This is a genomic window from Shinella sp. WSD5-1 (assembly GCF_963942435.1).
Classification (GTDB): Bacteria; Pseudomonadota; Alphaproteobacteria; order Rhizobiales; family Rhizobiaceae; genus Shinella; species Shinella yambaruensis.
This window is the reverse complement of the sequence record NZ_OZ012596.1, coordinates 4,619,778-4,643,272: the sequence shown is the minus strand read 5'-3', so window position 1 is coordinate 4,643,272 and position 23,495 is coordinate 4,619,778. Positions and strand designations below refer to the sequence as shown.

Sequence of the window (23,495 nt, the reverse complement as noted above, 5' to 3'; positions counted from 1 at the left end):
GGACCGGTATGACGAAGATTGTCGATGATCCCGAAACCTTTGCCTCGGCGGCGCTGGCGGGTTTCTCTCGGGTCTACGGACGTTACGTGCGGCTGGTGAAGGGTGGTGTGGTGCGCGCCACCGCGGTGCCGCGCGGAAAGGTTTCGGTCATCGTCGGCGGTGGATCCGGACATTATCCCGCCTTCGCCGGCTATGTCGGGCCGGGCATGGCGGACGCGGCCGTGGCGGGTGAGATCTTCGCCTCGCCCTCGACGGCAGCGGTCGCCCGGGTTTGCCGCAAGGCGGACTTTGGCGGCGGCATCCTGCTCGGCTTCGGCAATTATGCCGGCGATGTGCTCAATTTCGGCGTTGCGGCAGAGCGGTTGAGGGCGGAAGGTATCGACGTGCGCATCGTCACCGTGACGGACGACGTGGCGAGTGCGCCGGCGGATAGGCACCTGCAAAGGCGCGGCATCGCCGGCGATTTCCTCGTCTTCAAGGTGGCCGGCGCGGCGGCGGAGGCGGGGCTGTCCCTTAACGAGGTCGAGCGCGTGACGCGGCTCGCCAATGCGCGCACCTTCTCGTTCGGCGTCGCCTTCGGCGGCTGCACGCTGCCGGGTGCGACGGCGCCGCTCTTCACCGTGTCCAAGGGCATGATGGCGCTCGGCCTCGGCATCCATGGCGAGCCCGGCATCCGCGATACGCAGATCGTTCCGGCGGGCGACCTTGCAACGCTGCTGGTGGATACGGTGCTCGCCGAGCGTCCGGCCGGTGCGCGCCGCGCCGCCGTGCTGCTCAACGGCCTCGGCGCCACCAAGTATGAGGAACTGTTCGTGCTCTGGGGCGCGGTCGAGGGGCGGCTTGCGGCGGCCGGGGTCGATCTTGTCGCGCCCGAGGCCGGCGAATATGTCACCAGCCTCGACATGCAGGGCTGCTCGCTGACGGTGATGTGGCTCGACGAGGAACTGGAGCGCTTTTGGCTTGCGCCTTGCGATACGCCGGTCTTCCGACGCGGCGAGGGTTTTCAAACGCAGCCCGCCGCATTCGTCGAGGATGCCGGGGACGAGACGCCGGCTGTCGGCCCGGCTTCCGGCGCCTCGCGCGAGAGTGCCCGCTGCCTTGCCGGCATTCTCGAAGCCATGGTTTCGGCGCTGGAGGAGGCGGAGGCCGAACTCGGCCGGATCGATGCCTTTGCCGGCGATGGAGACCATGGCCAGGGCATGCGGCGCGGCGCCGCCGCCGCGCGGGATGCCATCCATCAGGCCGTGGTACGCGGCGCCGGTGCGAAAACGGCGCTGGCCGTCGCCGGTGATGCCTGGGCGGATCGGGCCGGCGGAACCTCCGGTGCGATCTGGGGCTTGCTGCTGCGGTCGTGGAGTTCCGCCTTCTCCGACGAGAAGGCCTTGCCGGAGGCCGATATCGTGCGGGGCGCGCGCCTGGCGCTCGATGACGTGATGCGTCTTGGCGGGGCGAAACCGGGCGACAAGACCCTCGTCGATGCCTTCGTACCCTTCGTCGCGGCGCTCGAAACGGCGAGGGCGGACGGCTTGTCCCTGAAGGATGCTTGGCGGAAGGCGAGCGTCACCTGCGAAGAGGCGGCCCAGGCCACCGCGCCGCTCTCGCCGCGGCTCGGCCGGGCGCGTCCGCTTGCCGAGCGCAGCATCGGCCATCCGGATGCCGGCGCCGTCTCGCTGGCCCTGGTCGCAAGGACGATCGCCAGCCGGCTTTGACGGGTTTCATCGTGCGTGCTTTCCCTTAAGGAGGCACGATATCAACATTCCTGCTGTGACATTGAGCCGAACGGCGCGTGACGTTCGGCTTTTTTCGTTTGTCGTTCCGGCAGTGAAGTCTCTGTATTTTCAGTGGTATGCCTTGGCCTGTTCGGCGTGCGCGTCGAAGCGATGCCGTGTTATGTTCATCGTGATATCACATATTCTAAGAGATAATCATTGACATATTATACCAGTTGGGAAATATAGGCCTGCGCCGGGTGCCCGGCGAAGGAAATTTCAGCCGGGCGACATGGAATCCGGCTGCCGCATTCAGGGAGGTCTTCGATGACATCGATCGCGCTGTTCGGTGCCGGTGGCAAAATGGGCTATCGGCTTGCCAAGAATCTCAAGGGCTCGCGCTTCGATGTCCGCCCCATCGAGGTGAGCGACGCCGGCCGGGCGCGGCTTGCCGACGATCTCGGCCTTTCCTGCGTTTCCGCCGATGAGGGCCTCGAAGGCGCCGACGTCGTCATCCTCGCGGTTCCCGATACGGCGATCGGCAAGGTCGCGGCCGGCATCGTCGACAAGCTGAAGCCGGGCACGATGGTCGTCGTGCTCGATGCGGCCGCCCCCTTCGCCGGCCACCTGCCGGAGCGCGCGGACCTCACCTATTTCGTTACGCATCCCTGCCATCCGCCGATCTTCAACGACGAGACGGACCCGGCCGCCAAGCGCGACTTCTTCGGCGGCATCGCTGCCAAGCAGCACATCGTGTCCGCGCTGATGCAGGGACCGGAAGAGACCTATGCGCTCGGCGAGGAGATCGCCAAGGCCATCTGGGCGCCGGTCATGCGCTCGCACCGTGTCACCGTCGAGCAGATGGCGCTGCTGGAGCCCGGCCTTTCAGAAACGGTCTGCGCCTCGCTGCTCGTCGTGATGCGCGAGGCGATGGACGAGTGCGTCCGGCGCGGCGTCGCCGAGGAGGCCGCCCGCGACTTCCTGCTCGGCCACATGAACGTGCTCGGCGCGGTCATCTTCGAAGAGACGCCCGGCGTCTTCTCCGACGCCTGCAACAAGGCGATCGAGTTCGGCAAGCCCGTGCTGATGAAGGACGACTGGAAGCGCGTCTTCGAGCCTGCGGAAATCGCGGCCAGCATCCGGCGCATCACCTGATGCCCGGCGGGTTCGCCCGCCGATGAACCAACTTGCACCGGGGCGGCCCTTTTCAATGGAGGAATGGCCGCTGGAGACACCGGTGCCTAACCGGGAGGAAAAACATGAACATTACCCGCAGACTGATCACCGTCGGTTTCGCCGCCGTCATGGCCGCCGGCGTCGCCATGCCGTCCTTCGCCGCCGATCTCATCGCCATCATCACGCCGAGCCACGACAACCCGTTCTTCAAGGCGGAAGCCGTCGGCGCGGAGGCGAAGGCCAAGGAACTCGGTTACGAGACGCTGGTCCTCGTGCATGACGACGACGCCAACAAGCAGTCGCAGCTCATCGACACGGCGATCGGCCGCGGCGCGAAGGCGATCATCCTCGACAATGCCGGCTCGGAAGCCTCGATCGCCGCCGTGCAGAAGGCGAAGGACGCGGGCGTTCCCTCCTTCCTGATCGACCGCGAGATCAACGCCACGGGCGTCGCCGTCTCGCAGATCGTCTCGAACAATTACCAGGGCGCGCAGCTCGGCGCGGAAGAGTTCGTCAGGCTGATGGGCGAGAAGGGCAACTATGTCGAGCTGCTCGGCCGCGAAGCCGATCTCAATGCCGGCATCCGCTCCAAGGGTTATCACGACGTCATCGACGAATATCCCGACATGAAGATGGTCGCCCAGCAGTCGGCCAACTGGAGCCAGACCGAAGGCTATTCCAAGATGGAGACGATCCTTCAGGCGAACCCCGATATCCAGGGCGTGATCGCCGGCAACGACACCATGGCCATGGGCGCGATAGCGGCGCTCCAGGCCGCCGGCCGCAAGGACGTCATCGTCGTCGGCTTCGACGGCTCGAACGACGTGCGCGACTCGATCAAGGCGGGCGGCATCAAGGCCACCGTCATGCAGCCGGCCTACGCCCAGGCCCAGCTCGCCGTCACCCAGGCGCATGAATACATCACGACCGGCAAGGCGCCGGCCGAGGAAAAGCAGCTCATGGACTGCGTGCTCATCACCGCGGACAACGCCGACAAGCTCGAAACCTTCGCGCTCTCGGAATAATCCTCCCCGCGAGGGTGCGAGGCGGGGTGCGGTCCCGCCTCGCATTTCTGTTCATGACGGAGAATGCCAATGCTGAGGTTTCAGGCTGCCTTTCCGGTCCTGCTTGCCGGCGCGCTGGCGCTCGGCGGCTGCAAGTTCGTCAAGACCGAGGACGAGCGGAAGCAGGCGGCGGCCGGCGCCTTCAATCCGGACAAGCTGGTCGCCGATATCTGGGACACCAGGGTCGTGCCCTATATCGAGGAGCGCGCCGGCCCGTTCCAGGAGGTTTCCGCCCTTGCGGCGAGCGACCTGAATGCCGCGGCTGAAAAATACGGCCACAAGGAAAAGCAGGGCAACGCGCCCTGGACCTTTGCGGCCAGGATCGACGGCGTGATCGTCGCCGAGGAGACGAAGTCGCGCGCGGCCTATGTCGACGTGGATGTTAACGGCGACAGGCAAGCGGATGTGCGTGTCTCGATCGGCCCGGCCATTCGCGGCACGGCGATCCGCGACAGCCTGAAGTTCGTGAATTTCAACGAGTTCAAGAACCAGATCGAATGGGCTCAGTACGGCAAGTCGTTCAACACCCATGTCAACGGCCTGCTTCTGGAAAAGCTGCCGCGGGAAAACCTGACGGGCAGGACGATCAAGGCGACCGGCGCCTATCCGCTGCCGGCCAAGGGCCAGTTGCCGCAATTCGTGCCCGTCACGATCACCGTCGGGGGTTGAGATGAGTGGCATCGACGACGGCGACGTCATTCTGGAACTCAAGGATATCACCAAGGCCTATTCCGGCATCGTGGCGCTGAAGAAGGCGGACCTGAAGCTGCGGCGAGGCGCGGTCAACGTGCTCGTCGGCGAGAACGGCGCGGGCAAGTCGACGATGATGCGCATCATCGCCGGCGTGGAGCGGCCGACGCTGGGCGAAATCTGGATGGACGGCGAGCGCATCCATTTGAACAGCCCCGCCGACGCGGTGCGCCACGGCATCGGCATCGTCTTCCAGGAACTGAACCTGTTCGGCAACCTCTCCGTTGCCGAGAACATCTTTGCGACGCGTGAGATCACAAGAGGCCTTCGCGGCATCGACCACAAGGCGCAGGTGGAGAAGGCCAACGAGTTCCTGAACCGTCTCGAAGCCGGCATTTCCGCCGATACGCTGGCGGAAGACCTGCCGATCGGCCAGCAGCAGCTCGTCGAGATCGCGCGCGCCGTCTCGCTCGACACGCGCATCCTCATCATGGACGAACCGACCTCGGCGCTCAGCGCGGCGGAGGTCGATGTGCTCTTCCGCGTCATCGCCGACCTCAAGGCGCGCGGCGTCGCCATCGTCTATATCTCGCACCGGCTGGAGGAGCTGATGCGTATCGGCGATTACATCACCGTCCTGAAGGACGGCCAGATCACCGGCCATGCCATGGTCAAGGATATCGATACACGCTGGATCGTGCGCTCGATGATCGGCTCGGACGCCAAGGATTTCGCGAAACAGATCGATCACGAGCCCGGCGCGGAAGTGTTTCGCACGGAAGAGATCTGCCTGCCGCGCGCGCAGGGCGGCTATGCGGTCGACCATGTCTCGATCGGCGTGCGCAAGGGCGAGATCCTCGGCATCTACGGCCTGATGGGCGCAGGGCGTTCGGAACTCTTCGAATGCATCATGGGCCGGCATGAGCACTATACGGGAAAGATCTTCATCGAAGGCGAGGAGCTGAAGGGGCGCGACACGACCCGGCGCATCCGCGAGGGCCTGGCGCTGATCCCGGAGGATCGTCAGCGCGAGGGCCTGGTGCAGTCCATGTCGATTGCCGACAACCTGTCCATGGCAAGCCTCGGCCAGTTCCTGAAGGGCGGATTCCATATCGACCTGAAGCTGGAGAAGACGGCGATCCTAGAGATGATCCGCAGCCTTTCGATCAAGGCGAAGAACCCGGAATTCGACGTTACCTCCATGTCCGGCGGAAACCAGCAGAAGGTCGTCATCGGCAAGGCGCTGATGACCGGGCCGAAGGTGCTTTTGATGGACGAGCCGAGCCGCGGCATCGATGTCGGGGCCAAGGCGGACGTCTTCCGCACCATGCGGCGGCTGGCGGGCGAGGGGCTCGCGATCCTCTTTTCCACCTCCGACCTCGAGGAGGTCATGGCGCTCTCCGACCGCATCGCCGTCATGAGCAACGGCCGCCTCGTGACGGTGGTGGACCGAAGGGACGCCACCGAGGACATGATCGTCTCGGCCTCCGCGGAGGGACATAAAACCAGAAGGATGCATGCGTGATGACGACAGCAACGCACACTGCCGCCGCCGGCAACCATCTCTCGACAGGCGCGGCCCTGCTCACGATCATGAAGCTCAGGACCTTCATCGCGCTCTTCGCGGTGATCATCTTCTTCTCGATCTTCGCGCCGAATTTCCTGTCGACCGCGAACATGATCCTGATGTCGAAGCACGCCACGCAGAACGCCTTCCTCGCCATCGGCATGACCTTCGTCATCATCACCGGCGGCATCGACCTTTCGGTCGGCTCGATCGTCGGCCTCTGCGGCATGATCGCCGGCGGGCTCATCATGTACGGCGTGGCGCTGCCGCTCGGCTACACGGTCTATTTCAACGTGGTCGAGGTGGCGATCATCGTCATGGCCGTCGGCATCCTGATCGGCGCGGTCAACGGCCTGCTCATCACCCGCCTCAACGTCGCGCCCTTCATCGCGACGCTCGGCACGCTCTATGTGGCGCGCGGCATGGCGCTGCTCTATTCCGACGGTCAGACCCTGCCCAATCTCACCGGGCGCGAAGACCTCGGCAACCAGGGTTTTTCCTATCTCGGCTCCGGTTCGATCCTCGGCCTGCCGGTCTCCGTCTGGATCCTGATCGTCGTCGCGCTGGGCGCGGCCTATTTCGCCCGCTTCGTGCCGCTCGGTCGGCATATCTTCGCGGTCGGCGGCAATGAGCGCGCCTCGCGCATGTCCGGCATCCGCGTCAACCGCGTGAAGATGTTCGTCTACATGTTCTCCGGTTTCTGCGCGGCGATCGTCGGCCTCATCATCTCCTCGGAACTAATGGCCTCGCACCCGGCGACCGGCACCAATCTCGAGCTGAACGCCATTGCGGCGGCCGTTCTCGGTGGTACATCCATGTCGGGTGGGCGCGGCACGATCGGTGGCACGATCATCGGCGCCTTCGTGATCGGCATTCTTTCCGACGGGTTGGTGATGATGGGGGTCAGTTCCTTCTGGCAGATGGTGATCAAGGGCCTCGTGATCATCGTGGCCGTCGTTGTCGACCAGGCGCAGCGCCGGCTGCAGCAGCGCGTCACCCTGATGCAGATGGCGAAGGCGGGCTGAGCATGAGGAAATTCAAGGGTGCGCTGATCGGCTGCGGCTTCTTCGCCGTCAACCAGATGCATGGCTGGCGGGACCTGCCGGAGGTGGAGATCGCGGCGATCTGCGACCGTGATCCGGAGCGGCTCAGCATCGTCGGCGACGAATTCGCCGTCGACAGGCGCTACCAGTCCGCGGAGGCGATGTTTTCCGATGGCGGCTTCGATTTCGTCGACATCGCCACCACGGTCGGCAGCCATCGCGCGCTTGTGGAACTTGCCGCACGGCACAAGGTTCCGGCGATCTGCCAGAAACCCTTCGCGCCGACGCTGGAGGATGCCAAGGCCATGGTCGTCGCCGCCGAGGCGGCCGGCATACCCTTGATGATCCATGAGAACTTCCGCTGGCAGACGCCGATCCTCGCCGTCAAGGCGGTGCTCGACAGCGGCGCGATCGGCGAACCTTTCTGGGGCCGCGTCTCCTTCCGCTCCGGCTTCGACGTCTTCTCCGGCCAGCCCTATCTCGCCAGGGGCAAGCGCTTCATCATCGAAGATCTCGGCATCCATTCGCTCGACATCGCCCGCTTCCTCTTCGGCGATGCCAGCCGCATGACGGCCCGCACGCGCCGCATCAACCCCGACATCGCCGGCGAGGACGTGGCGACGATGCTGCTCGACCATGACAGCGGCGTCACCTCGATCGTCGATGTCAGCTATGCGACGAAGCTGCCGGAAGAGCCGTTTCCGGAGACTTTCGTCGAGATCGACGGCAGCAGGGGCACGCTGCGGCTCGGCAAGGATTACAGGCTCGCGGTCCACGGGCCCGATGGCACGCGCGAAAACCGCGTCGCGCCGACCCTGCTGCCCTGGGCCTCGCGGCCCTGGCACAACATCCAGGAAAGCGTGGCGCTGATCCAGAAACACTGGGTCGAGCGGCTGGCTGCGGGCCGCGAGCCGGACACATCCGGCCGCGACAACCTCAAGACCTTCGCGCTGGTGGAGGCGGCCTATCTCAGTGCCGAACGCGGCGAGACGGTCGATCTCGGGGACCTGCTGGGATGAGCGAGGACCTGCTCCGGCTTTACGGCACAAGCGAGAAGGAGCCGGAAAGCCGGACGCTCATGGCGGGTGATCTGCACGTGGAGCTTCAGGACGGCAACCTGCGCACCCTGCGGTTTCGCGGCCATGAAGTGTTGCGCGCCATTGCCTTCCTCGTGCGCGACAAGGATTGGGGCACCTGCGGTGCCGCCATCGCCAACCTCGTGGTGGAGGAGACGGCAGCTGGCTTCTCCGTTCGCTACGATGCCCGCTTCAGCGCTCCCTCCGGCGCCAATCTCGACTGCGCTATCTCGATTGCCGGCAGCGCCGAGGGCGTGACCCTTTCCGCCGATTGCGTCAGCGATGCCGATTTCGAGACCGCCCGTGCCGGCTTCGTCGTACTGCATCCGGTCGTCGGCGTTGCGGGCGAGCCGGTCGAAATCCGCCACGGTGACGGCAGCATCGAGCGGGCCTTGTGGCCCGACCGGATCGAGCCCTGGCAGCCCTTCAAGGACATCGCCGCCATCACCCATCGCGTCGCGCCCGGCATTGCGGCGACGACGGAATTTTCCGGCGATGTCTTCGAGATGGAGGACCAGCGCAACTGGACCGACGGCTCCTACAAGACCTATGTGCGGCCGCTGGCCCTGCCCTGGCCCTATCGCGTGCCGAAGAACGAACCGTTCAGCCAGCGGATTTCCGTCGTGATCGAGGCGAGCGCCGACGCCGCGCCCGCGGCTAGCGCCGCGGATGCCGTCTCGCTGCGGCTGGCGCCGACGCCGCGCCGCTTCCCCGAGATGGGCGTCGGGCTCAGGCCGGAATGCCTTGCCGGGGAACGGGCTGCGCTTGATGTCCTGAAGATGGTGGGTGCACGGCACCTGATCGCCCATTTCGATCCTGCCGCCGGCCATGGCGTTGGCGCGTTGACCGGTTATGCGGAGATCGCCGCGCGGTCCGGCCTCAAGGTGACGCTGGAACTTGCCGTGCCATGCCAGCAGCCGCTCGATGAGGAGATGGCGGACATTGCGGCACTTGTCGGTAAGTCTGGGCTGAGACTCGACACGCTGTTCGTCTGCCCCGCGGTGGACCGGCAATCGACGCCGCCCGGCAGCACCTGGCCGGAATGCCCGCCGCTGGAGGCAGTCTATGCCGCGGCGCGGGCGGCCTTTCCGGGCGTGCGGCTCGGCGGCGGCATGATGAGCTATTTCACCGAGCTCAACCGGAAGCGCGTGCCGGGCGAATTGCTGGACTATATCAGCCATTGCACCAATCCGATCGTGCATGCGGCCGATGATCTTTCCGTCATGCAGACCTTCGAGGCGTTGCGCTTCGTCACACGTTCGGTGCGCGCGCTCTATGGCGACAGGCCTTACCGCATCGGCCCCTCGACGATCGCCATGCGGCAGAATCCCTACGGCAGCGCGACGAAGGACAATCCGGCGGGCGGCCGCATTCCCATGGCCGATGCGGACCCCCGTCACAACGGGGCATTCGGCGCGGCCTGGACGCTCGCCTATGCCGCGACGGTCGCTCCGGCCGGTCCGGAGGTGCTGACGCTGTCGACGCTGGCCGGACCATTCGGGCTCGTGGCGGGCGAGGGGGAGGCGACACCCAGAGGGGGGCTGCGGCCGCTCGCGCATGTGCTGGCGCGGCTCGGCAGCCTCTCGGGCGCAATGCTGGTCGCCGTCGAGACGTCCCGTCCGGATGCGGTGCTGGGCCTTGCCACGGCGGACCGGCTGCTGCTGGCGAACATCACGCGGGACATGCAGGCGGTTGTGCTTCCCGCATTGCCGCGCAAGGTGTCGCTGATCGGTGGCGATGGCACGGAGCTGCCGGCGGCCGAAAGGATCGGCCTGCCGCCCTATGGTGCGGTCGAGGTCGTGCTCTGAGCCCTATTTCTTGAGGGCATAGAGCGCGCGGGAGCGTTCGAGATGCTTGATCATCGCCTTTTCGGCAAGGTCGGCATCGCCCTTCTCGATGGTGCGGATGATTTCCTCGTGTTCGGCCAGCGTGAAATTCTCGCGGCCCGTCCAGATGAGCATTTCCGTATGATAGGACTTCAACCATCCCAGCATCGCGCCGCTGACGGCCGCGAAGATCGGATTGCCGGAAATCCGCGCGATGCACTGGTGAAACTCCATGTCCGCCTCGATGAAGGCGTCCGCGTCGCCGAGGCTCTGCTTCTGCTTGTCGAGCAGGGCGCGCAATTCGGCAATGTGGGCGGGACTCGCCTTGGCAGCGGCCTCGCGGATCATGCCGCGCTCGAAGAAGATGCGGGCGCTTTTCAGGTGCTCCAGCGTGTCCGAGGAGCCGGAGAGCATGAGCTTGGCCGGCAGGTCGACCTGGCGGATGATGGATTCGGCGGTGATGCGCAGCACCTTGGCGCGCTCGCCCTGCGAAATCTCGACCAGGCCCTTGCCGGCGAGCGCCTGCATCGCCTCGCGGATGGCCGGGCGGCCGACGCCATAGCGCTCCATCAGCTCGCGCTCGGATGGCATGTCGTCACCGGCCTTCAACTCGCCGGTCTCGATCATGTTCTTCAGCCGGGCGAAGACTTCGTCGGAGAGTTTCTTGCGGACGATCGGTTCGGAAGCGACGTTCATGGGGCACCTGGTTTCGACAGGTTTGAATATGCATCAAGTTCCATTGCCGCAACAGCTTTCGCGAATGTTGGCTTGCAATAACATAAATACTCATTATACCAGTTGATGTATTTGCACAAGCGGGACGCGGCAGAAGCGGGAGGAGAAAACGTGATCCGTCTGACCTATCGGATAGAAACCGCAGGTTCGCCCGAGGCCATGGCGCGGAAGATCGCCAGCGACCAGTCGACGGGCACCTTCGTGGCCTTGCCCGGCGAGACGGAGGAACTGAAGGCGCGTGTTGCGGCGCGCGTCGTCGCCATCCGTCCCCTGCCGCCCGTCGAGCGGGCCTCTTTCCCCGACGAGGCCGGTGGGGCCGGTCTCTTCCACCGGGCGGATGCCGATATCGATTTTCCGATGGATGCGGTCGGCACCGATCTTTCCGCGCTGATGACCATCGCGATCGGCGGCGTGTTCTCCATCAAGGGCATGACGGGCATCCGCATCGTCGGCATGAAGCTGCCGCCGGAATTCGCCGCCGCCCATCCCGGTCCGCAATTCGGCGTTCCCGGCAGTTTCGCGCTGACGGGCGTGACGGGCCGGCCGATCATCGGCACCATCGTCAAGCCGGCGCTCGGCCTGCGGCCGCACGAGACGGCCGAGATGGTCGGCGAACTGATCGAGGCGGGCGTCGATTTCATCAAGGACGACGAGAAGCTTATGAGCCCGGCCTATTCGCCGTTGAAGGACCGCGTGGCGGTGATCATGCCGAGGATCCTCGACCACGAGCAGAAGACCGGCAAGAAGGTGATGTATGCCTTCGGCATCAGCCATGCCGATCCCGACGAGATGATGCGAAACCATGACCTGGTGCTTGCGGCCGGCGGCAATTGCGCCGTGGTCAACATCAATTCCATCGGCTTCGGCGGCCTTTCCTTCCTGCGCAAGCGCTCCGGCCTCGTGCTGCATGCCCATCGCAACGGCTGGGATATCCTGACCCGCCATGCCGGCCTCGGCTTCGAATTTTCCGTCTGGCAGCAGTTCTGGCGGCTGCTCGGCGTCGACCAGTTCCAGATCAACGGCATCCGGGTGAAATACTGGGAGCCGGACGAGAGCTTCGTGCGCTCCTACGAGGCGGTGAGCACGCCGCTGTTTTCGGAAAGGGACGTGGCGCTGCCGGTCATCGGCTCCGGCCAATGGGGCGGGCAGGCGCCCGAGACGATCGCGGCGACGAGTGGCTCGACGGACCTCCTTTATCTGTGCGGCGGCGGCATCGTCAGCCATCCGGACGGACCGGGCGCGGGCGTGAAGGCCGTGCGGCAGGCCTGGGAGGCAGCCGTGGCGGGCGTGCCGCTTGAGACCTATGCAAAGGACCATGCCGAACTTGCGCAATCCATCGCAAAGTTTTCCGATGGCAAGGCGGCCTAGACCATGACGCGTCCCCTCATCAGCTACTACGGCGACGATTTCACCGGTTCGACCGACGTCATGGAAGCGCTCGCCTCGAACGGCGTGGAGACCGTGCTTTTCCTTGACGTGCCGGATGCGGATCTGCTGTCGCGATTTGCCGGCGCGCGGGCCTTCGGCCTTGCCGGCACCAGCCGCAGCGAGACGCCGGACTGGATGGACGTGCACCTTCGCACGGCCTTCGGCTGGCTGAAGACGCTCGATGCCGCGCTTTGCCACTACAAGGTCTGCTCGACCTTCGATTCCGCCCCCCATGTCGGCAATATCGGCAGGGCCATCGAGATCGGCCGCGCCATCTTCGGCAAGGCGACCGTGCCGCTCATCGTCGGCGCGCCGCAGATCCGCCGCTACACGGCCTTCGGGGAACTTTTCGCAGCCTATCAGGGGCGCAACTATCGCATCGATCGCCACCCGGTCATGGCGCGCCATCCGGTGACGCCGATGGACGAGGCCAACCTGCTGCTGCATCTCTCGCGGCAGACGACGCTCTCTTCCGCGCTCATCGACATGGTCGCGCTGCAGGCCGGCCAGCAGCCCGAGGAAGCCGATATCCTGCTCATCGACGTGCTCGACGCGGCGACGCAGGCCGCTGCCGGCGCATTGCTGTGGAACCGGCTGCGCGAAAGGAGCCGCTTCGCCTGCGGTTCCTCCGGCCTCGAATATGCCCTGATCCCGACCTGGCGGGATCAGGGCCTGATCGGGGAAAAGTCCCGCTTCCCGGTCGCCGGGCCGGTCGATCGCATCGCTGTCGTTTCGGGCAGCGTCTCGCCCACCACCGAGCGGCAGATCCGCCACGCGCTGGAAAACGGCTTTGCCGGGGTCACGCTCGATCCGCTTGCGCTGTCGGGCGAGGGGAGCGAGGCGGCGGTGGAGGCGGCCGTCGAGGCCGGTCTCGGTGTTCTGCGGGAAGGGCGCAGCGTGGTGCTCTACACCGCGCTCGGGCCGGCGGCGGATCGCGGCGGCGCGCTCGATTCCTCGACCGGCGCCCGCCATCGCCTCGGACGTGCGCTGGGACGTATCCAGTCGGAACTCGTCGCGCGTGCCGGGCTTGCCCGCGCGGTTGTCGCCGGCGGTGATACATCCAGCCATGCGCTCGGCGAGATGGGCATTGCGGCGCTTACGCTGAAAATGCCTTTGCCGCAGACGCCGGGCTCGCCGCTCTGCATCGCCCATGGCGGGGCGGCGGATGGCCTCGAGATCGCGCTGAAGGGCGGGCAGGTCGGTGGCGACGACTATTTTTCGATGATCCGCGCCGGCCGGACCTGATCGCATCGACCGCCATCACCTTGACCGGCAGGCCGCGCGTCAAATCCGGCTTTCCGGCTGCAATGCCCGGATTTGCGGAGGCCTCATGTCGGGAATTGCCGGTAGCACTCCTCCGCGATCTGCTGGAGCCGTTCGCGGGAAATGTCGCCGGTCACCGCGTAGCCGAGGTCGCCGTCGATCCAGTAGAAGGTCTCCACGCCGCTGGCGGCGGCGAAGCGGAAGCTCGTCGTCCGGTTTTCCTCATTGCGGGCGACGAGGACCGTGACACGCCGGCCAGTCTCGTCCTCGTACATGAACAGGGCGCCCGGCTTGTCGGTGACGGGAAGGAGGCGCCCGCCGACCAGCTTGAAGCCGATCGCCTTGAGGTCCGGGACCTTCAGGTCGTCGATGGCGAGGCGTTTTCCCAGCCAGCGCGCCAGATGTGCCTCCTCGTCGGCGAAGACCTCCACCGGATGGCGCACCTCGCTCGCATAGATGAGATAGGCGTTGCGCGCCTCGTGCGGCAGGGCATCCATGGCCGTCGCCGTCGCCGTCGGCGCCTTTTCGAAGAGCATCGGGCCGAAATGGCCGGCAAGGCCGCCGAGCATGAAGACGAGTGCGGCCGCGGCCGCCATCGCAAGGTGCGGTGTTGCGGCTTTCGTCGCGGCCCGGTGGCCGGCGACGAGCTGGAGATCGGAGGGGCGGGCCGTGGCATAGGCGGCAAAGGCGTCCCTCAGGCCGTCGTTCTGCGCCTGCCAGTCGGACACGCGGCGTGCGGCCTCGGGATTATGGGCAAGGTGGGCCTCCACGCGCTCGCGTTCGGCCGCATCCAGGAAGCCGTCGGCATAGGCGTGCAGGTCCGTTTCGGTCACGGGGCGGCTCTCGCTCATCGGGGGCTCCGCAGGTGAATGACGTTTTCGGCTGCCAGTTTCTCCCGCAGCATCTGCCGGGCGCGGGAGAGGCGCGACATGACGGTGCCGACAGGGACATCCAGGATTTCGGCCACTTCCTGATAGGTATGGCCCTCGACGGCGACCAGCATCAGCACCGCCCTTGCCTCCTTCGGCAGGGTATCGAGCGCCTGGACGAGGCGGTTCCTCGCCAGCGGATCGGAGGGCGGCACGCTTTCGGCGAGGCCCTCCGCCGCCTCGATGCCGACAGAGGGCCGCCGGGCAACGGCGCGGCGGGCATTGAGATGCAGGTTGGTCATGATCCGGTAGGCCCAGGCGCGGATGTTCGCACCGCGCCATTGCGTCCGGTGGCTGAGGGCCTTTTCGACACAGTCCTGCAACAGGTCCTCGCTCTCCGCGTCCGATCGCGTCAGGCTGCGGGAATAGCGCCGGAGCTGCGGCAGGAGGGCAAGGATCTCGGCGTCGAAGGAAAGGGCCGGGGTAGGAGCGCCCTCCCGCCCGCTACCCGCCTCGGCGCCATGCGGGTCAGGGCTTTGCGACATCCCAGACGCCGTTCACGCCGTCGCCGGTCGTATCGCCTTCCTTGGTATCCTTGATCCAGTAGTAGAGCGGCATGCCGTCCTTGGCCCATTGTTTCGCCCCGTCCTTGCGGGTGACGAGGGAATATGCACCCTCCGCCACCGCATCGGAAGCGGCGATGGCCGGCGGCCAGTTCGTCGCGCACTTGTCGTAGCAGTTCGAGGTGCCGGGCGTGTCGTTCTTGAAGGTGTAGAGGGTCATGCCCTTCTCGCCGGCAAGCACCTCGCCCTTGTCGGTCTTGACGGTCGCGAACGGTTCGGCGGCGAAGGCCGTGCCCGCAAGGGCCGCGACGGCGAATGGCACGAGGACTAGGAACTTCATGGTCGTCTCCCATCGTTACGGCGACTTTCCTGAGCCGCCCCTGCCAAGACACCGGTGCCTGCCCGATTATTCCCGGCGCCTTGAAAAAACCGACCGAGAACCGGACAGCGCCTCTTTATCTTTTCCTTACGTCGCCTTCCCGCCTTCCCAATCGAAACCTGATCCCGTCCGCTCCTAGTGTGCCGCCAGCATAAACAGGAGACGGCCATGTCCGATTTCATATTCCTCGCGCTTGGCTGCGCCACGTTCGTCGTGTTCGCCGCCTATGCCAGCGCGCTCGACCGGCTTTGAGGAGGCAACGGTGCTCGAACCCCTTTTCGGCCTTTTCGTCGCGCTTGTCCTCGGCGCCTATCTCGTGGTCACGCTGCTGCGGCCCGAACGCTTCTGATCTTCGAGGAGAAACCCTGATGACCATGATCGGGTGGCTGCAAATCGCCCTCTTCTTCCTCGCGGTGCTCGTCACGATCAAGCCGCTCGGACTGTACATGGCCCGCGTCTTTGCCGGAGAGCGCACCGCGCTGTCGCCGGTCCTCGGGCGCCTGGAGGCCGATCTCTACCGCATTTCCGGCATAAGCCCGAACAAGGAGCAGGGCTGGCTCGCCTATACGGCCTCGATGCTCGCCTTCTCCGTCGCCGGCTTCCTCGCGCTCTACGCGACCCTGTGCCTCCAGGCCCATCTGCCGCTCAATCCGCAGGGCTTTGCCGGCATGGCGCCGGACCTCGCCTTCAACACGGCCGTCTCCTTCGTCACCAACACCAACTGGCAGAACTATGGCGGGGAAACCACGCTCAGCCATTTCAGCCAGATGGCCGGGCTGACGGTGCAGAACTTCCTGTCCGCCGCAACGGGCATGGCGCTCGCCATGGCGCTGACACGGGCCTTCGTCCGCTCGAAGGCCGCAACGCTCGGCAATTTCTGGGTGGATATGACGCGGGCGGTGCTCTACGTGCTGCTGCCGATGGCGATCGTCGTCGCGCTCGCCTTCGTCGCCATGGGCTTGCCGCAGACGCTGGACGGTGCCGTGACGGCGACCACGCTCGAGGGCGCCAGCCAGACGATCGCGCTCGGCCCCGTCGCCTCGCAGGAGGCGATCAAGCAGCTCGGCACCAACGGCGGCGGCTTCTTCAACGTCAATGCCGCCCACCCTTTCGAGAACCCCACGACGTTCTCCAACTATCTCAACATCTTCGCCATGCTGTCGATCTCAGCCGCGCTGGTCTACACGTTCGGCCAGCTCGTCGGCAACCGTCGCCAGGGCTGGGCGATCATCAGCGCCATGGCGATCCTGCTGATTGCCGGCGTCGCCGCCATCTACTGGGCGGAAGCCGCGGGCAACCCGATCCTGACCGCCCTTGGCGTCGATGCCGCCGCCGGCAACATGGAGGGTAAGGAAGTGCGCTTCGGCCAGGCCATGACCGCGCTTTATGCCGCCGTCACGACCGGCCTTTCGGATGGTGGCGTCAACGGCATGCACGGCTCCTTCACCGGGCTTGGCGGGCTCGTGCCGATGTTCCTGATGCAGCTCGGCGAGGTCTTGCCGGGCGGCGTCGGGTCCGGTCTCTACGGCATGCTCGTCTTCGCGCTGCTTTCCGTCTTCGTGTCCGGCCTGATGGTCGGCCGCACGCCGGAATTCCTCGGCAAGAAGATCGAGGGCCGCGAGATGAAATATGCCATGCTCGCCGTGCTCGTCCTGCCGCTCGCCATCCTCGGCTTCACCGCGATCTCCGCCATGCTGCCCTTGGCCGTCGCCAGCATCGGCACGGCCGGCCCGCATGGCCTGTCGGAAATCCTCTATGCCTATACGTCCGCGGCCGCCAACAACGGCTCGGCCTTCGGCGGGCTGACGGGCAACACCGTCTGGTACAACACGACGCTCGGCATTGCCATGCTGCTCGGCCGCTTCGCCTATGTGGTGCCCGTCATGGCAATCGCCGGCTCGCTGGCGGCCAAGGTGAAGGTGCCGCCGTCGTCCGGCACCTTCCCGACGGACGGGCCGCTCTTCGTCGGCCTCCTCATCGGCATCATCCTCATTCTCGGCGGCCTGCAGTTCTTCCCCGCGCTTGCCCTCGGCCCCATCGTCGAGCACCTGGCGATGCTTGCCGGCCAGACCTTCTGAAGGAACAGACCATGTCAAAGGACCACCACGCGCCGGGCCTTCTCGACCCTGCCATCCTCCTGCCGGCCGCGCGCGACGCTTTCGCAAAGCTCGATCCGCGCCAGCTCGTGCGCAATCCGGTGATCTTCGTCACCGAGGCCGTCGCGGCCGTCGTCACCGTGCTCTTCCTGCGCGATCTCGTCACCGGCAGCGCGCAGGCCGGCTTTTCGGGCCAGATTGCCGCCTGGCTCTGGTTCACCGTGCTCTTCGCAACCTTCGCGGAGGCCGTTGCCGAGGGGCGGGGCCGTGCCCAGGCCGACAGCCTGAAGCGCACGAAGTCGGAACTCGTCGCCCGGCGGCGCACGGCCTCCGGCACGGTCGAGACGGTCCCGGCCACCAGCCTTGCCATCGGCGATATCGTGCTCGTCGCCGCCGGCGAGCTCATTCCCGGCGACGGCGAGGTGATCGAGGGCGTCGCCTCGGTCAATGAAAGCGCGATCACCGGCGAATCCGCTCCCGTGATCCGCGAATCCGGCGGCGACCGCTCGGCCGTCACCGGCGGCACGCAGGTGCTTTCCGACGAGATCACGGTGAGGATCACCGTCGCGCCCGGCTCCTCCTTCGTCGACCGCATGATCGCGCTCATCGAGGGTGCGCAGCGGCAGAAGACGCCGAACGAGATCGCGCTGTCGATACTGCTCTCGGGCCTGACGCTGATCTTCCTCTTCGTCTGCGTCGCCATCTGGGGGCTTGCGGGCTATTCCGGCACGGTGCTGACGGTCACCGTACTCGCCGCCCTTCTCGTCACGCTCATCCCGACGACCATCGGCGGCCTTCTCTCGGCCATCGGCATTGCCGGCATGGACCGCCTCGTGCGCTTCAACGTCATCGCCACCTCCGGGCGCGCGGTGGAGGCGGCAGGCGACGTCGACACGCTGCTGCTCGACAAGACCGGCACCATCACCTTCGGCAACCGCATGGCGAGCGACTTCCTGCCGGCACCGGGCGTAAGCCCCTCGGACCTGGCCGAAGCCGCGCTGCTTGCCAGCCTGTCCGACGAGACGCCCGAGGGCCGGTCGATCGTGGCGCTTGCCACGGGTGAATTTTCGGTGGTGATGCCGCGGGTGCGCTTCGATGCCGTGATCGAGTTCACGGCAGAGACCCGCCTTTCCGGCGTCGATCTCGGCGGCCGGCGGCTGCGCAAGGGTGCGGTCGACGCCGTGCTGCGCTTTGCCGGCCTTCAGGAGGACGATGCGCCGGCCGAGTTCCGCCGCGCCGTCGAGACGATCGCGCGCAGCGGCGGCACGCCGCTCGCGGTTGCCGATGGCTCGCGCCTGCTCGGCGTCATCCACCTCAAGGACATCGTCAAGCCGGGCATCAAGGAGCGTTTCGCGGCGCTGCGCGCCATGGGCATCCGCACCGTCATGGTGACGGGCGACAACCCAGTGACGGCCGCGGCCATCGCCTCGGAAGCCGGCGTCGACGATTTTCTCGCCCAGGCGACGCCGGAGGACAAGCTCGCCTATATCCGCCGCGAACAGCAGGGCGGCCGTCTGATCGCCATGTGCGGCGACGGCACCAACGACGCCCCGGCGCTCGCCCAGGCGGATGTCGGCGTCGCCATGCAGACCGGCACGCAGGCGGCCCGCGAGGCGGCGAACATGGTAGACCTCGATTCCAGCCCGACCAAGCTCATCGAGATCGTCGAGATCGGCAAGCAGTTGCTGATGACGCGCGGTTCGCTGACCACCTTCTCGATCGCCAACGACGTCGCCAAATATTTCGCGATCATCCCGGCCCTCTTCGTCGCCACCTATCCGGCGCTCAATGCGCTCAACATCATGCACCTCGCCTCGCCGCAGTCGGCCATCCTCTCGGCCGTCATCTTCAACGCGCTGATCATCGTGGCGCTCATTCCGCTGGCCCTGCGCGGCGTCGCCTATCGTCCGGCGGGGGCGGCCGCGCTGCTGCGCCGCAACCTCCTCGTCTATGGTCTCGGTGGCCTTGTCCTGCCTTTTGCAGGCATCAAGGCTATCGATCTTGCCGTCAGCGCCCTAAATCTGGTGTGATCATGCTGAAACAACTTCGCCCGGCCTTCACCCTCGTCCTCGCCCTGACGGCGCTTCTCGGCCTTGCCTATCCGCTCGCCGTGACCGGCATCGCGCAGGCCCTGATGCCGGCTGCCGCCAATGGTTCGCTCGTCGAAAGGAACGGGGTGGTGGTGGGCTCCGACCTAATCGGCCAGGCCTTCGCCTCGGACAGATATTTCTGGCCGCGTCCTTCGGCGACGGGGCCGGAAGCCTACAACGCGGCTGCCTCGTCCGGCTCGAACCTCGGCACGACCTCGGCCAAGCTCAGGGATCGTGTCGCGGCGGATGTCGACCGGCTGACGGCGACGGGCATGGCGGTGCCGATCCCGGCCGATGCGGTCACGACCTCCGGTTCGGGCCTCGATCCGCATATCTCGCCCGATTTCGCGCGGGCGCAGGTCGCGCGGGTTGCAAAGGCGCGGGGCATGGAGGAAACGACGGTCGAGGCGCTTGTCGGGCGGCAGGTCGAAGGCCGGCTCCTGGGCGTGTTCGGCGAACCGCGGGTGAACGTGCTGCAGCTCAACATGGCGCTCGACGCGCTCGGATCATGAGAAGACGAATGGCGGACGACGACAGCCGCAGGCCGGACCCCGACACATTGCTTGCCCTGGCTGAGAAAGACCGCCGGGGCAAGTTGACCGTTTTCCTGGGGGCCGCTCCCGGCGTCGGCAAGACCTATGCCATGCTGTCGCGCGCCGGCCGCCTCAAGGCCGAGGGCGTCGATGTCGTCGTCGGCCTCGTCGAGACCCATGGGCGCGGGGAGACAGCCGCCCTGCTGGACGGGCTGGAGGTTCTGCCGCGCAGACAGATCACCCATCGTGGCCGCGGGCTGGAGGAATTCGATCTCGATGGGGCGCTTGCCCGCCGCCCGCGCATCGTGCTCGTCGACGAGCTGGCCCATTCCAACCCGGAGGGAAGCCGGCATCCCAAGCGCTACCAGGATATCGAGGAGCTGATCGCGGCCGGCATCGATGTCTGGACGGCGCTGAACATCCAGCATCTCGAAAGCCTTGCCGACCTTGTCGCGCAGATCACCGGTGTCACGGTGCGCGAACGCGTGCCCGACGTCGTCCTGAAGAAGGCCGACGAGATCCTGCTCGTCGACCTGCCGCCGACAGAGCTGATCGAGCGGCTGAAGGAGGGCAAGGTCTACCTGCCGGACAGCGCCAGCCGCGCCATCGACCGCTTTTTCCGGCTGGGCAACCTGACGGCGTTGCGCGAGCTTGCGCTGCGGCGCGCGGCCGACCGGGTCGACGACCAGATGGTCGACTATCTCAAGCAGCATGCGATCGAAGGCCCCTGGGCGACGGGCGAGCGCCTACTCGTCTGCGTCGGGCCGGACGACTTGTCGGAAAAGGTCGTGCGCGTGGCGAGCCGGCTTGCCTCCGGCCTCAATGCACCCTGGATCGTCGTGTCGATCGAGCGGGCGGACCGGGAGGTCGGCACGACCGAGCACCTGCATCGCATCGAGGCGCTGTTCCGGCTCGCCGAGCAGCTCGGCGCGGAGACGCGCCGGGTGGTCGGCAACGATTTCGTCGAGGAGATCCTGAAGCTGGCGCGCCGCGAGCACGCGACGCAGATCGTCATCGGCGCCCGGCGCGATCGCGGCTGGCGACGGTTCGTCTCACCGTCCCTGCCCGATGCGCTCTCGCGCAAGGCGGCCGGCCTCGGCGTCTATTTCGTGACGCCCGACAGGAAGGAGAGGGCGCCGGTGCCGGCGCGGCTCGCGCTTCCGGCCATCGCTTCGTTCCGGCAATCGGCGCTCATCGCGGGGGCCTTCGTCGTCGCCACGGCGGCGGTGGGCAAGCTGGTCTATCTCTTTGCCGAGCTGCCGAACATCTCGCTGCTCTTCCTGCTTGCCGTGCTCGGTGCGGCGGTGCTGGGCGGGTATGCCTCCGCCTTCATCGCCGCTTTCCTTTCGGCGCTCGCCTACAACTTCCTCTTCATCGACCCGCTGCACACCTTTACGATCACCGCGCCGCACGAGGTGTTCGCGCTGATCGTCTTCCTGTCGGTCGCCATCATCGCCGGCGGCTTCGCCTCGCGCATCAAGGAGCAGGCGGAGGTCGCCCGCGTGCGCGCAACGGCGCTGCAATCGCTCTACGATTTCTCGCGAAAGCTTTCGACGACGGGCAAGGCCGACGATGCGAACTGGGTGGCGGTGTCGCATCTGCAGGCGAGCCTCAAGCGCAATATCGTGCTGCTCCTGCCGGAGAAAAACGATCTCAAGGTCGCCGCCGTCTGGCCGCCGGATACCGAGCTCGACGTCACCGACTTCACGGCGGCGCGCTGGACCTGCGACAAGCAGGAGAAGGCCGGCTTCGGCACCGGCACCCTGCCGAACAGCCGCTTCGAATTCCGCCCGCTGATGGGGCCGCACGGTCTTGTCGGCGTCTGCGGCATCCAGCAGGGAGAGGAGCGCCTTGACCTCAATGCGGAGCGGGCGTTGTCCGCCATCCTAGACCAGACGGCGATCGCGCTCGACCGGGCGCGGCTTTCGGAGGAGAGCGTGATGCAGGCGGCCAAGCTCGAGGGGGAGCGCTACCGGGAGGCGTTGCTCTCCTCGATCTCGCATGACCTCAGGACGCCGCTCGCCACCATCATGGGTGCCGTCACGAGCCTGCGCCAGCTCGGCGAGCGCATGACCGCCGAGAGCCGCGACGATCTTCTGCAGTCGATCGAGGAGGAGGGCAGCCGCATGAGCCGCTTCGTCTCCAACCTGCTCGACATGACGCGCATCGAATCCGGCACGCTGAAACCCAAGGGTGACTGGGTCGACGTCTCCGACGTCGTGCAGTCCGCCGTGGAGCGGGCGCGCAAGTATTTTCCCGGCAAGACGATCGAGACCGGCATTGCGGCCGACCTGCCGCTCATCGAGGGCGACAGCGTGCTGCTCGGCCAGGTTCTATTCAACCTGCTCGACAATGCGGTAAAATATGGCGGCGGCGAGCCGGTCAATGTCTATGCGCGGCGGGACGGGCAGGATGTGCTCATCTCCGTCACCGATCTCGGCAGGGGCATTCCGCCGGCCGAGATCGACCGTGTCTTCGAGAAATTCTACCGTCGGGGCAGGCCGGACGGCCGCGCGCCGGGAACGGGCCTCGGCCTTTCCATCGCCCGCGGCTTCGTCGAGGCGATGGGCGGCAGGATCCACGCGGAAAGCCCGGCGGTGAAGAAGAAGGGCACGCGCATCGTCATCCGCTTTCCCGCGGGTGAAAAGGCAAGGACTGGCAAGGCGACATGACGAACGAGCGCATTCTGGTGGTGGACGACGAGCCGCAGATCCAGCGGTTCCTCAAGCCTGCCCTCAAGGCGGCGGGCTACGACGTGGTGGAGGCGGCGACCGGCGGCGAGGCGCTGAAGGCGGTGGCGACGGCCGCGCCCGATCTCGTCATCCTCGATCTCGGCCTGCCGGACATGGACGGCAAGGAGGTCGTCACCAGCCTGCGCGGCTGGACGCAGATCCCGATCATCATTCTCTCCGCCCGCGAGCGGGAGAGCGAGAAGATCGCGGCCCTCGATCTCGGCGCCGACGACTATATCGAAAAACCCTTCGGCATCGGCGAGCTCACCGCCCGCATCCGCAATGCGCTGCGCCATCGCGAGCGGGCGGAGGCGGCCCCGGCGACGCTCGTCACCGATGGCCTCGTCATCGACACGGTGCGGCGGCTGGTGTCGCGAAACGGGGAGGCGATCCGGCTGACGCCCAAGGAATACGATCTCCTCACGCTGCTCGCGCGGCATGCCGGGCGGGTCGTCACGCACAAGACGTTGCTGACCTCCGTCTGGGGGCCGGCGCATGGCGAGGACCTGCATTATCTCCGCGTCTTCATCGGCCAGCTACGCCAGAAGATCGAGCGCGAGCCGACCCGTCCGGCCGTCGTGCGCACGGAACCGGGCGTCGGATACCGGCTCGTCGTCGAGGGCGACTGAGTTTCTAGAGCATTCCGGTTCACCGGA

General features: G+C 66.4%; 20 protein-coding genes. 16 read left to right on the top strand and 4 right to left on the bottom strand.

The window, feature by feature from the left end; genetic code table 11:
- Positions 1-8 precede the first annotated feature (8 nt).
- The 8 genes from AABQ55_RS22790 to apnL all read left to right on the top strand — a co-directional run bounded on the left by AABQ55_RS22790 (position 9) and on the right by apnL (position 10,133).
- Positions 9-1,709, top strand: coding sequence for a dihydroxyacetone kinase family protein (locus AABQ55_RS22790; protein WP_272806703.1), 1,701 nt, complete (start codon positions 9-11; stop codon positions 1,707-1,709).
- A 327-nt stretch (positions 1,710-2,036) separates the two neighbouring features.
- Positions 2,037-2,864, top strand: a complete 828-nt coding sequence (locus AABQ55_RS22785) for a phosphogluconate dehydrogenase C-terminal domain-containing protein (protein WP_272806702.1) — start codon at positions 2,037-2,039, stop codon at positions 2,862-2,864.
- Between the two features lie 104 nt (positions 2,865-2,968).
- Complete coding sequence (locus AABQ55_RS22780) at positions 2,969-3,910, top strand: D-ribose ABC transporter substrate-binding protein (protein ID WP_244769839.1); 942 nt, start codon at positions 2,969-2,971, stop codon at positions 3,908-3,910.
- Between the two features lie 69 nt (positions 3,911-3,979).
- On the top strand, positions 3,980-4,618 hold the full coding sequence (locus AABQ55_RS22775; protein ID WP_244769840.1) for a DUF2291 family protein: 639 nt from the start codon (positions 3,980-3,982) through the stop codon (positions 4,616-4,618).
- Between the two features lies 1 nt (position 4,619).
- Positions 4,620-6,164, top strand: a complete 1,545-nt coding sequence (locus tag AABQ55_RS22770) for a sugar ABC transporter ATP-binding protein (protein WP_272806701.1) — start codon at positions 4,620-4,622, stop codon at positions 6,162-6,164.
- Positions 6,164-7,231, top strand: a complete 1,068-nt coding sequence (locus AABQ55_RS22765; RefSeq protein ID WP_244769842.1) for an ABC transporter permease — start codon at positions 6,164-6,166, stop codon at positions 7,229-7,231. The genes AABQ55_RS22770 and AABQ55_RS22765 overlap by 1 nt, the downstream gene beginning before the upstream one ends.
- Before the next feature lie 2 nt (positions 7,232-7,233).
- Positions 7,234-8,268, top strand: a complete 1,035-nt coding sequence (locus AABQ55_RS22760; RefSeq protein WP_272806700.1) for a Gfo/Idh/MocA family protein — start codon at positions 7,234-7,236, stop codon at positions 8,266-8,268.
- Complete coding sequence (apnL, locus tag AABQ55_RS22755) at positions 8,265-10,133, top strand: D-apionate lactonase (protein ID WP_272806699.1); 1,869 nt, start codon at positions 8,265-8,267, stop codon at positions 10,131-10,133. The genes AABQ55_RS22760 and apnL overlap by 4 nt, the downstream gene beginning before the upstream one ends.
- A 3-nt stretch (positions 10,134-10,136) precedes the next feature.
- Here the strand turns inward: apnL and AABQ55_RS22750 are convergent, their stop codons facing one another.
- Entirely contained in the window at positions 10,137-10,847 is a 711-nt protein-coding gene (locus tag AABQ55_RS22750; RefSeq protein WP_272806698.1) for a transcriptional regulator NanR, read from the bottom strand.
- Positions 10,848-10,997: 150 nt separating this feature from the next.
- Here AABQ55_RS22750 and oiaX point away from each other — a divergent pair, with 150 nt between their 5' ends.
- Together oiaX and AABQ55_RS22740 are read left to right on the top strand one after the other, a co-directional pair.
- Positions 10,998-12,254, top strand: coding sequence for a 3-oxo-isoapionate-4-phosphate decarboxylase OiaX (gene oiaX / locus AABQ55_RS22745; protein ID WP_272806697.1), 1,257 nt, complete (start codon positions 10,998-11,000; stop codon positions 12,252-12,254).
- A 3-nt stretch (positions 12,255-12,257) separates the two neighbouring features.
- The gene (locus AABQ55_RS22740) at positions 12,258-13,559 is read left to right on the top strand and encodes a four-carbon acid sugar kinase family protein (protein WP_272806696.1); all 1,302 of its coding nucleotides are present in this window, start codon (positions 12,258-12,260) and stop codon (positions 13,557-13,559) included.
- A gap of 83 nt (positions 13,560-13,642) precedes the next feature.
- On the opposite strand, the gene AABQ55_RS22735 is transcribed toward AABQ55_RS22740, so the two are convergent.
- The 3 genes from AABQ55_RS22735 to AABQ55_RS22725 are packed head-to-tail and all read right to left on the bottom strand — an operon-like array spanning position 13,643 to position 15,349.
- Entirely contained in the window at positions 13,643-14,428 is a 786-nt protein-coding gene (locus AABQ55_RS22735; protein WP_272806695.1) for an anti-sigma factor family protein, read from the bottom strand.
- Positions 14,425-14,991: an RNA polymerase sigma factor gene (locus AABQ55_RS22730; RefSeq protein WP_272806694.1), complete on the bottom strand. Its 567-nt coding sequence runs from the start codon at positions 14,989-14,991 to the stop codon at positions 14,425-14,427. Before AABQ55_RS22730 ends, AABQ55_RS22735 begins: the two co-directional genes overlap by 4 nt.
- Entirely contained in the window at positions 14,975-15,349 is a 375-nt protein-coding gene (locus tag AABQ55_RS22725; protein WP_272806693.1) for a COG4315 family predicted lipoprotein, read from the bottom strand. Before AABQ55_RS22725 ends, AABQ55_RS22730 begins: the two co-directional genes overlap by 17 nt.
- A gap of 265 nt (positions 15,350-15,614) precedes the next feature.
- Here AABQ55_RS22725 and AABQ55_RS22720 point away from each other — a divergent pair, with 265 nt between their 5' ends.
- The 6 genes from AABQ55_RS22720 to AABQ55_RS22695 are packed head-to-tail and all read left to right on the top strand — an operon-like array spanning position 15,615 to position 23,468.
- A complete protein-coding gene (locus AABQ55_RS22720) occupies positions 15,615-15,737 on the top strand; it encodes a potassium-transporting ATPase subunit F (RefSeq protein ID WP_244769851.1) in 123 nt (40 codons plus the stop codon).
- Positions 15,738-15,756: 19 nt separating this feature from the next.
- Entirely contained in the window at positions 15,757-17,466 is a 1,710-nt protein-coding gene (gene kdpA, locus AABQ55_RS22715) for a potassium-transporting ATPase subunit KdpA (protein ID WP_272806692.1), read from the top strand.
- An 11-nt stretch (positions 17,467-17,477) separates the two neighbouring features.
- Positions 17,478-19,514, top strand: a complete 2,037-nt coding sequence (gene kdpB / locus AABQ55_RS22710) for a potassium-transporting ATPase subunit KdpB (protein WP_272806691.1) — start codon at positions 17,478-17,480, stop codon at positions 19,512-19,514.
- A 2-nt stretch (positions 19,515-19,516) separates the two neighbouring features.
- Positions 19,517-20,086 (top strand): potassium-transporting ATPase subunit KdpC, encoded by a 570-nt coding sequence (kdpC, locus tag AABQ55_RS22705; RefSeq protein WP_272806690.1) that lies wholly within the window; start codon positions 19,517-19,519, stop codon positions 20,084-20,086.
- Positions 20,087-20,094: 8 nt separating this feature from the next.
- Positions 20,095-22,779, top strand: coding sequence for a sensor histidine kinase (locus AABQ55_RS22700; RefSeq protein WP_272806689.1), 2,685 nt, complete (start codon positions 20,095-20,097; stop codon positions 22,777-22,779).
- Positions 22,776-23,468 carry a response regulator gene (locus AABQ55_RS22695; RefSeq protein WP_272806688.1) on the top strand — a complete coding sequence of 231 codons (693 nt, stop codon included), beginning with the start codon at positions 22,776-22,778 and terminating at the stop codon, positions 23,466-23,468. The genes AABQ55_RS22700 and AABQ55_RS22695 overlap by 4 nt, the downstream gene beginning before the upstream one ends.
- Positions 23,469-23,495 lie beyond the last annotated feature (27 nt).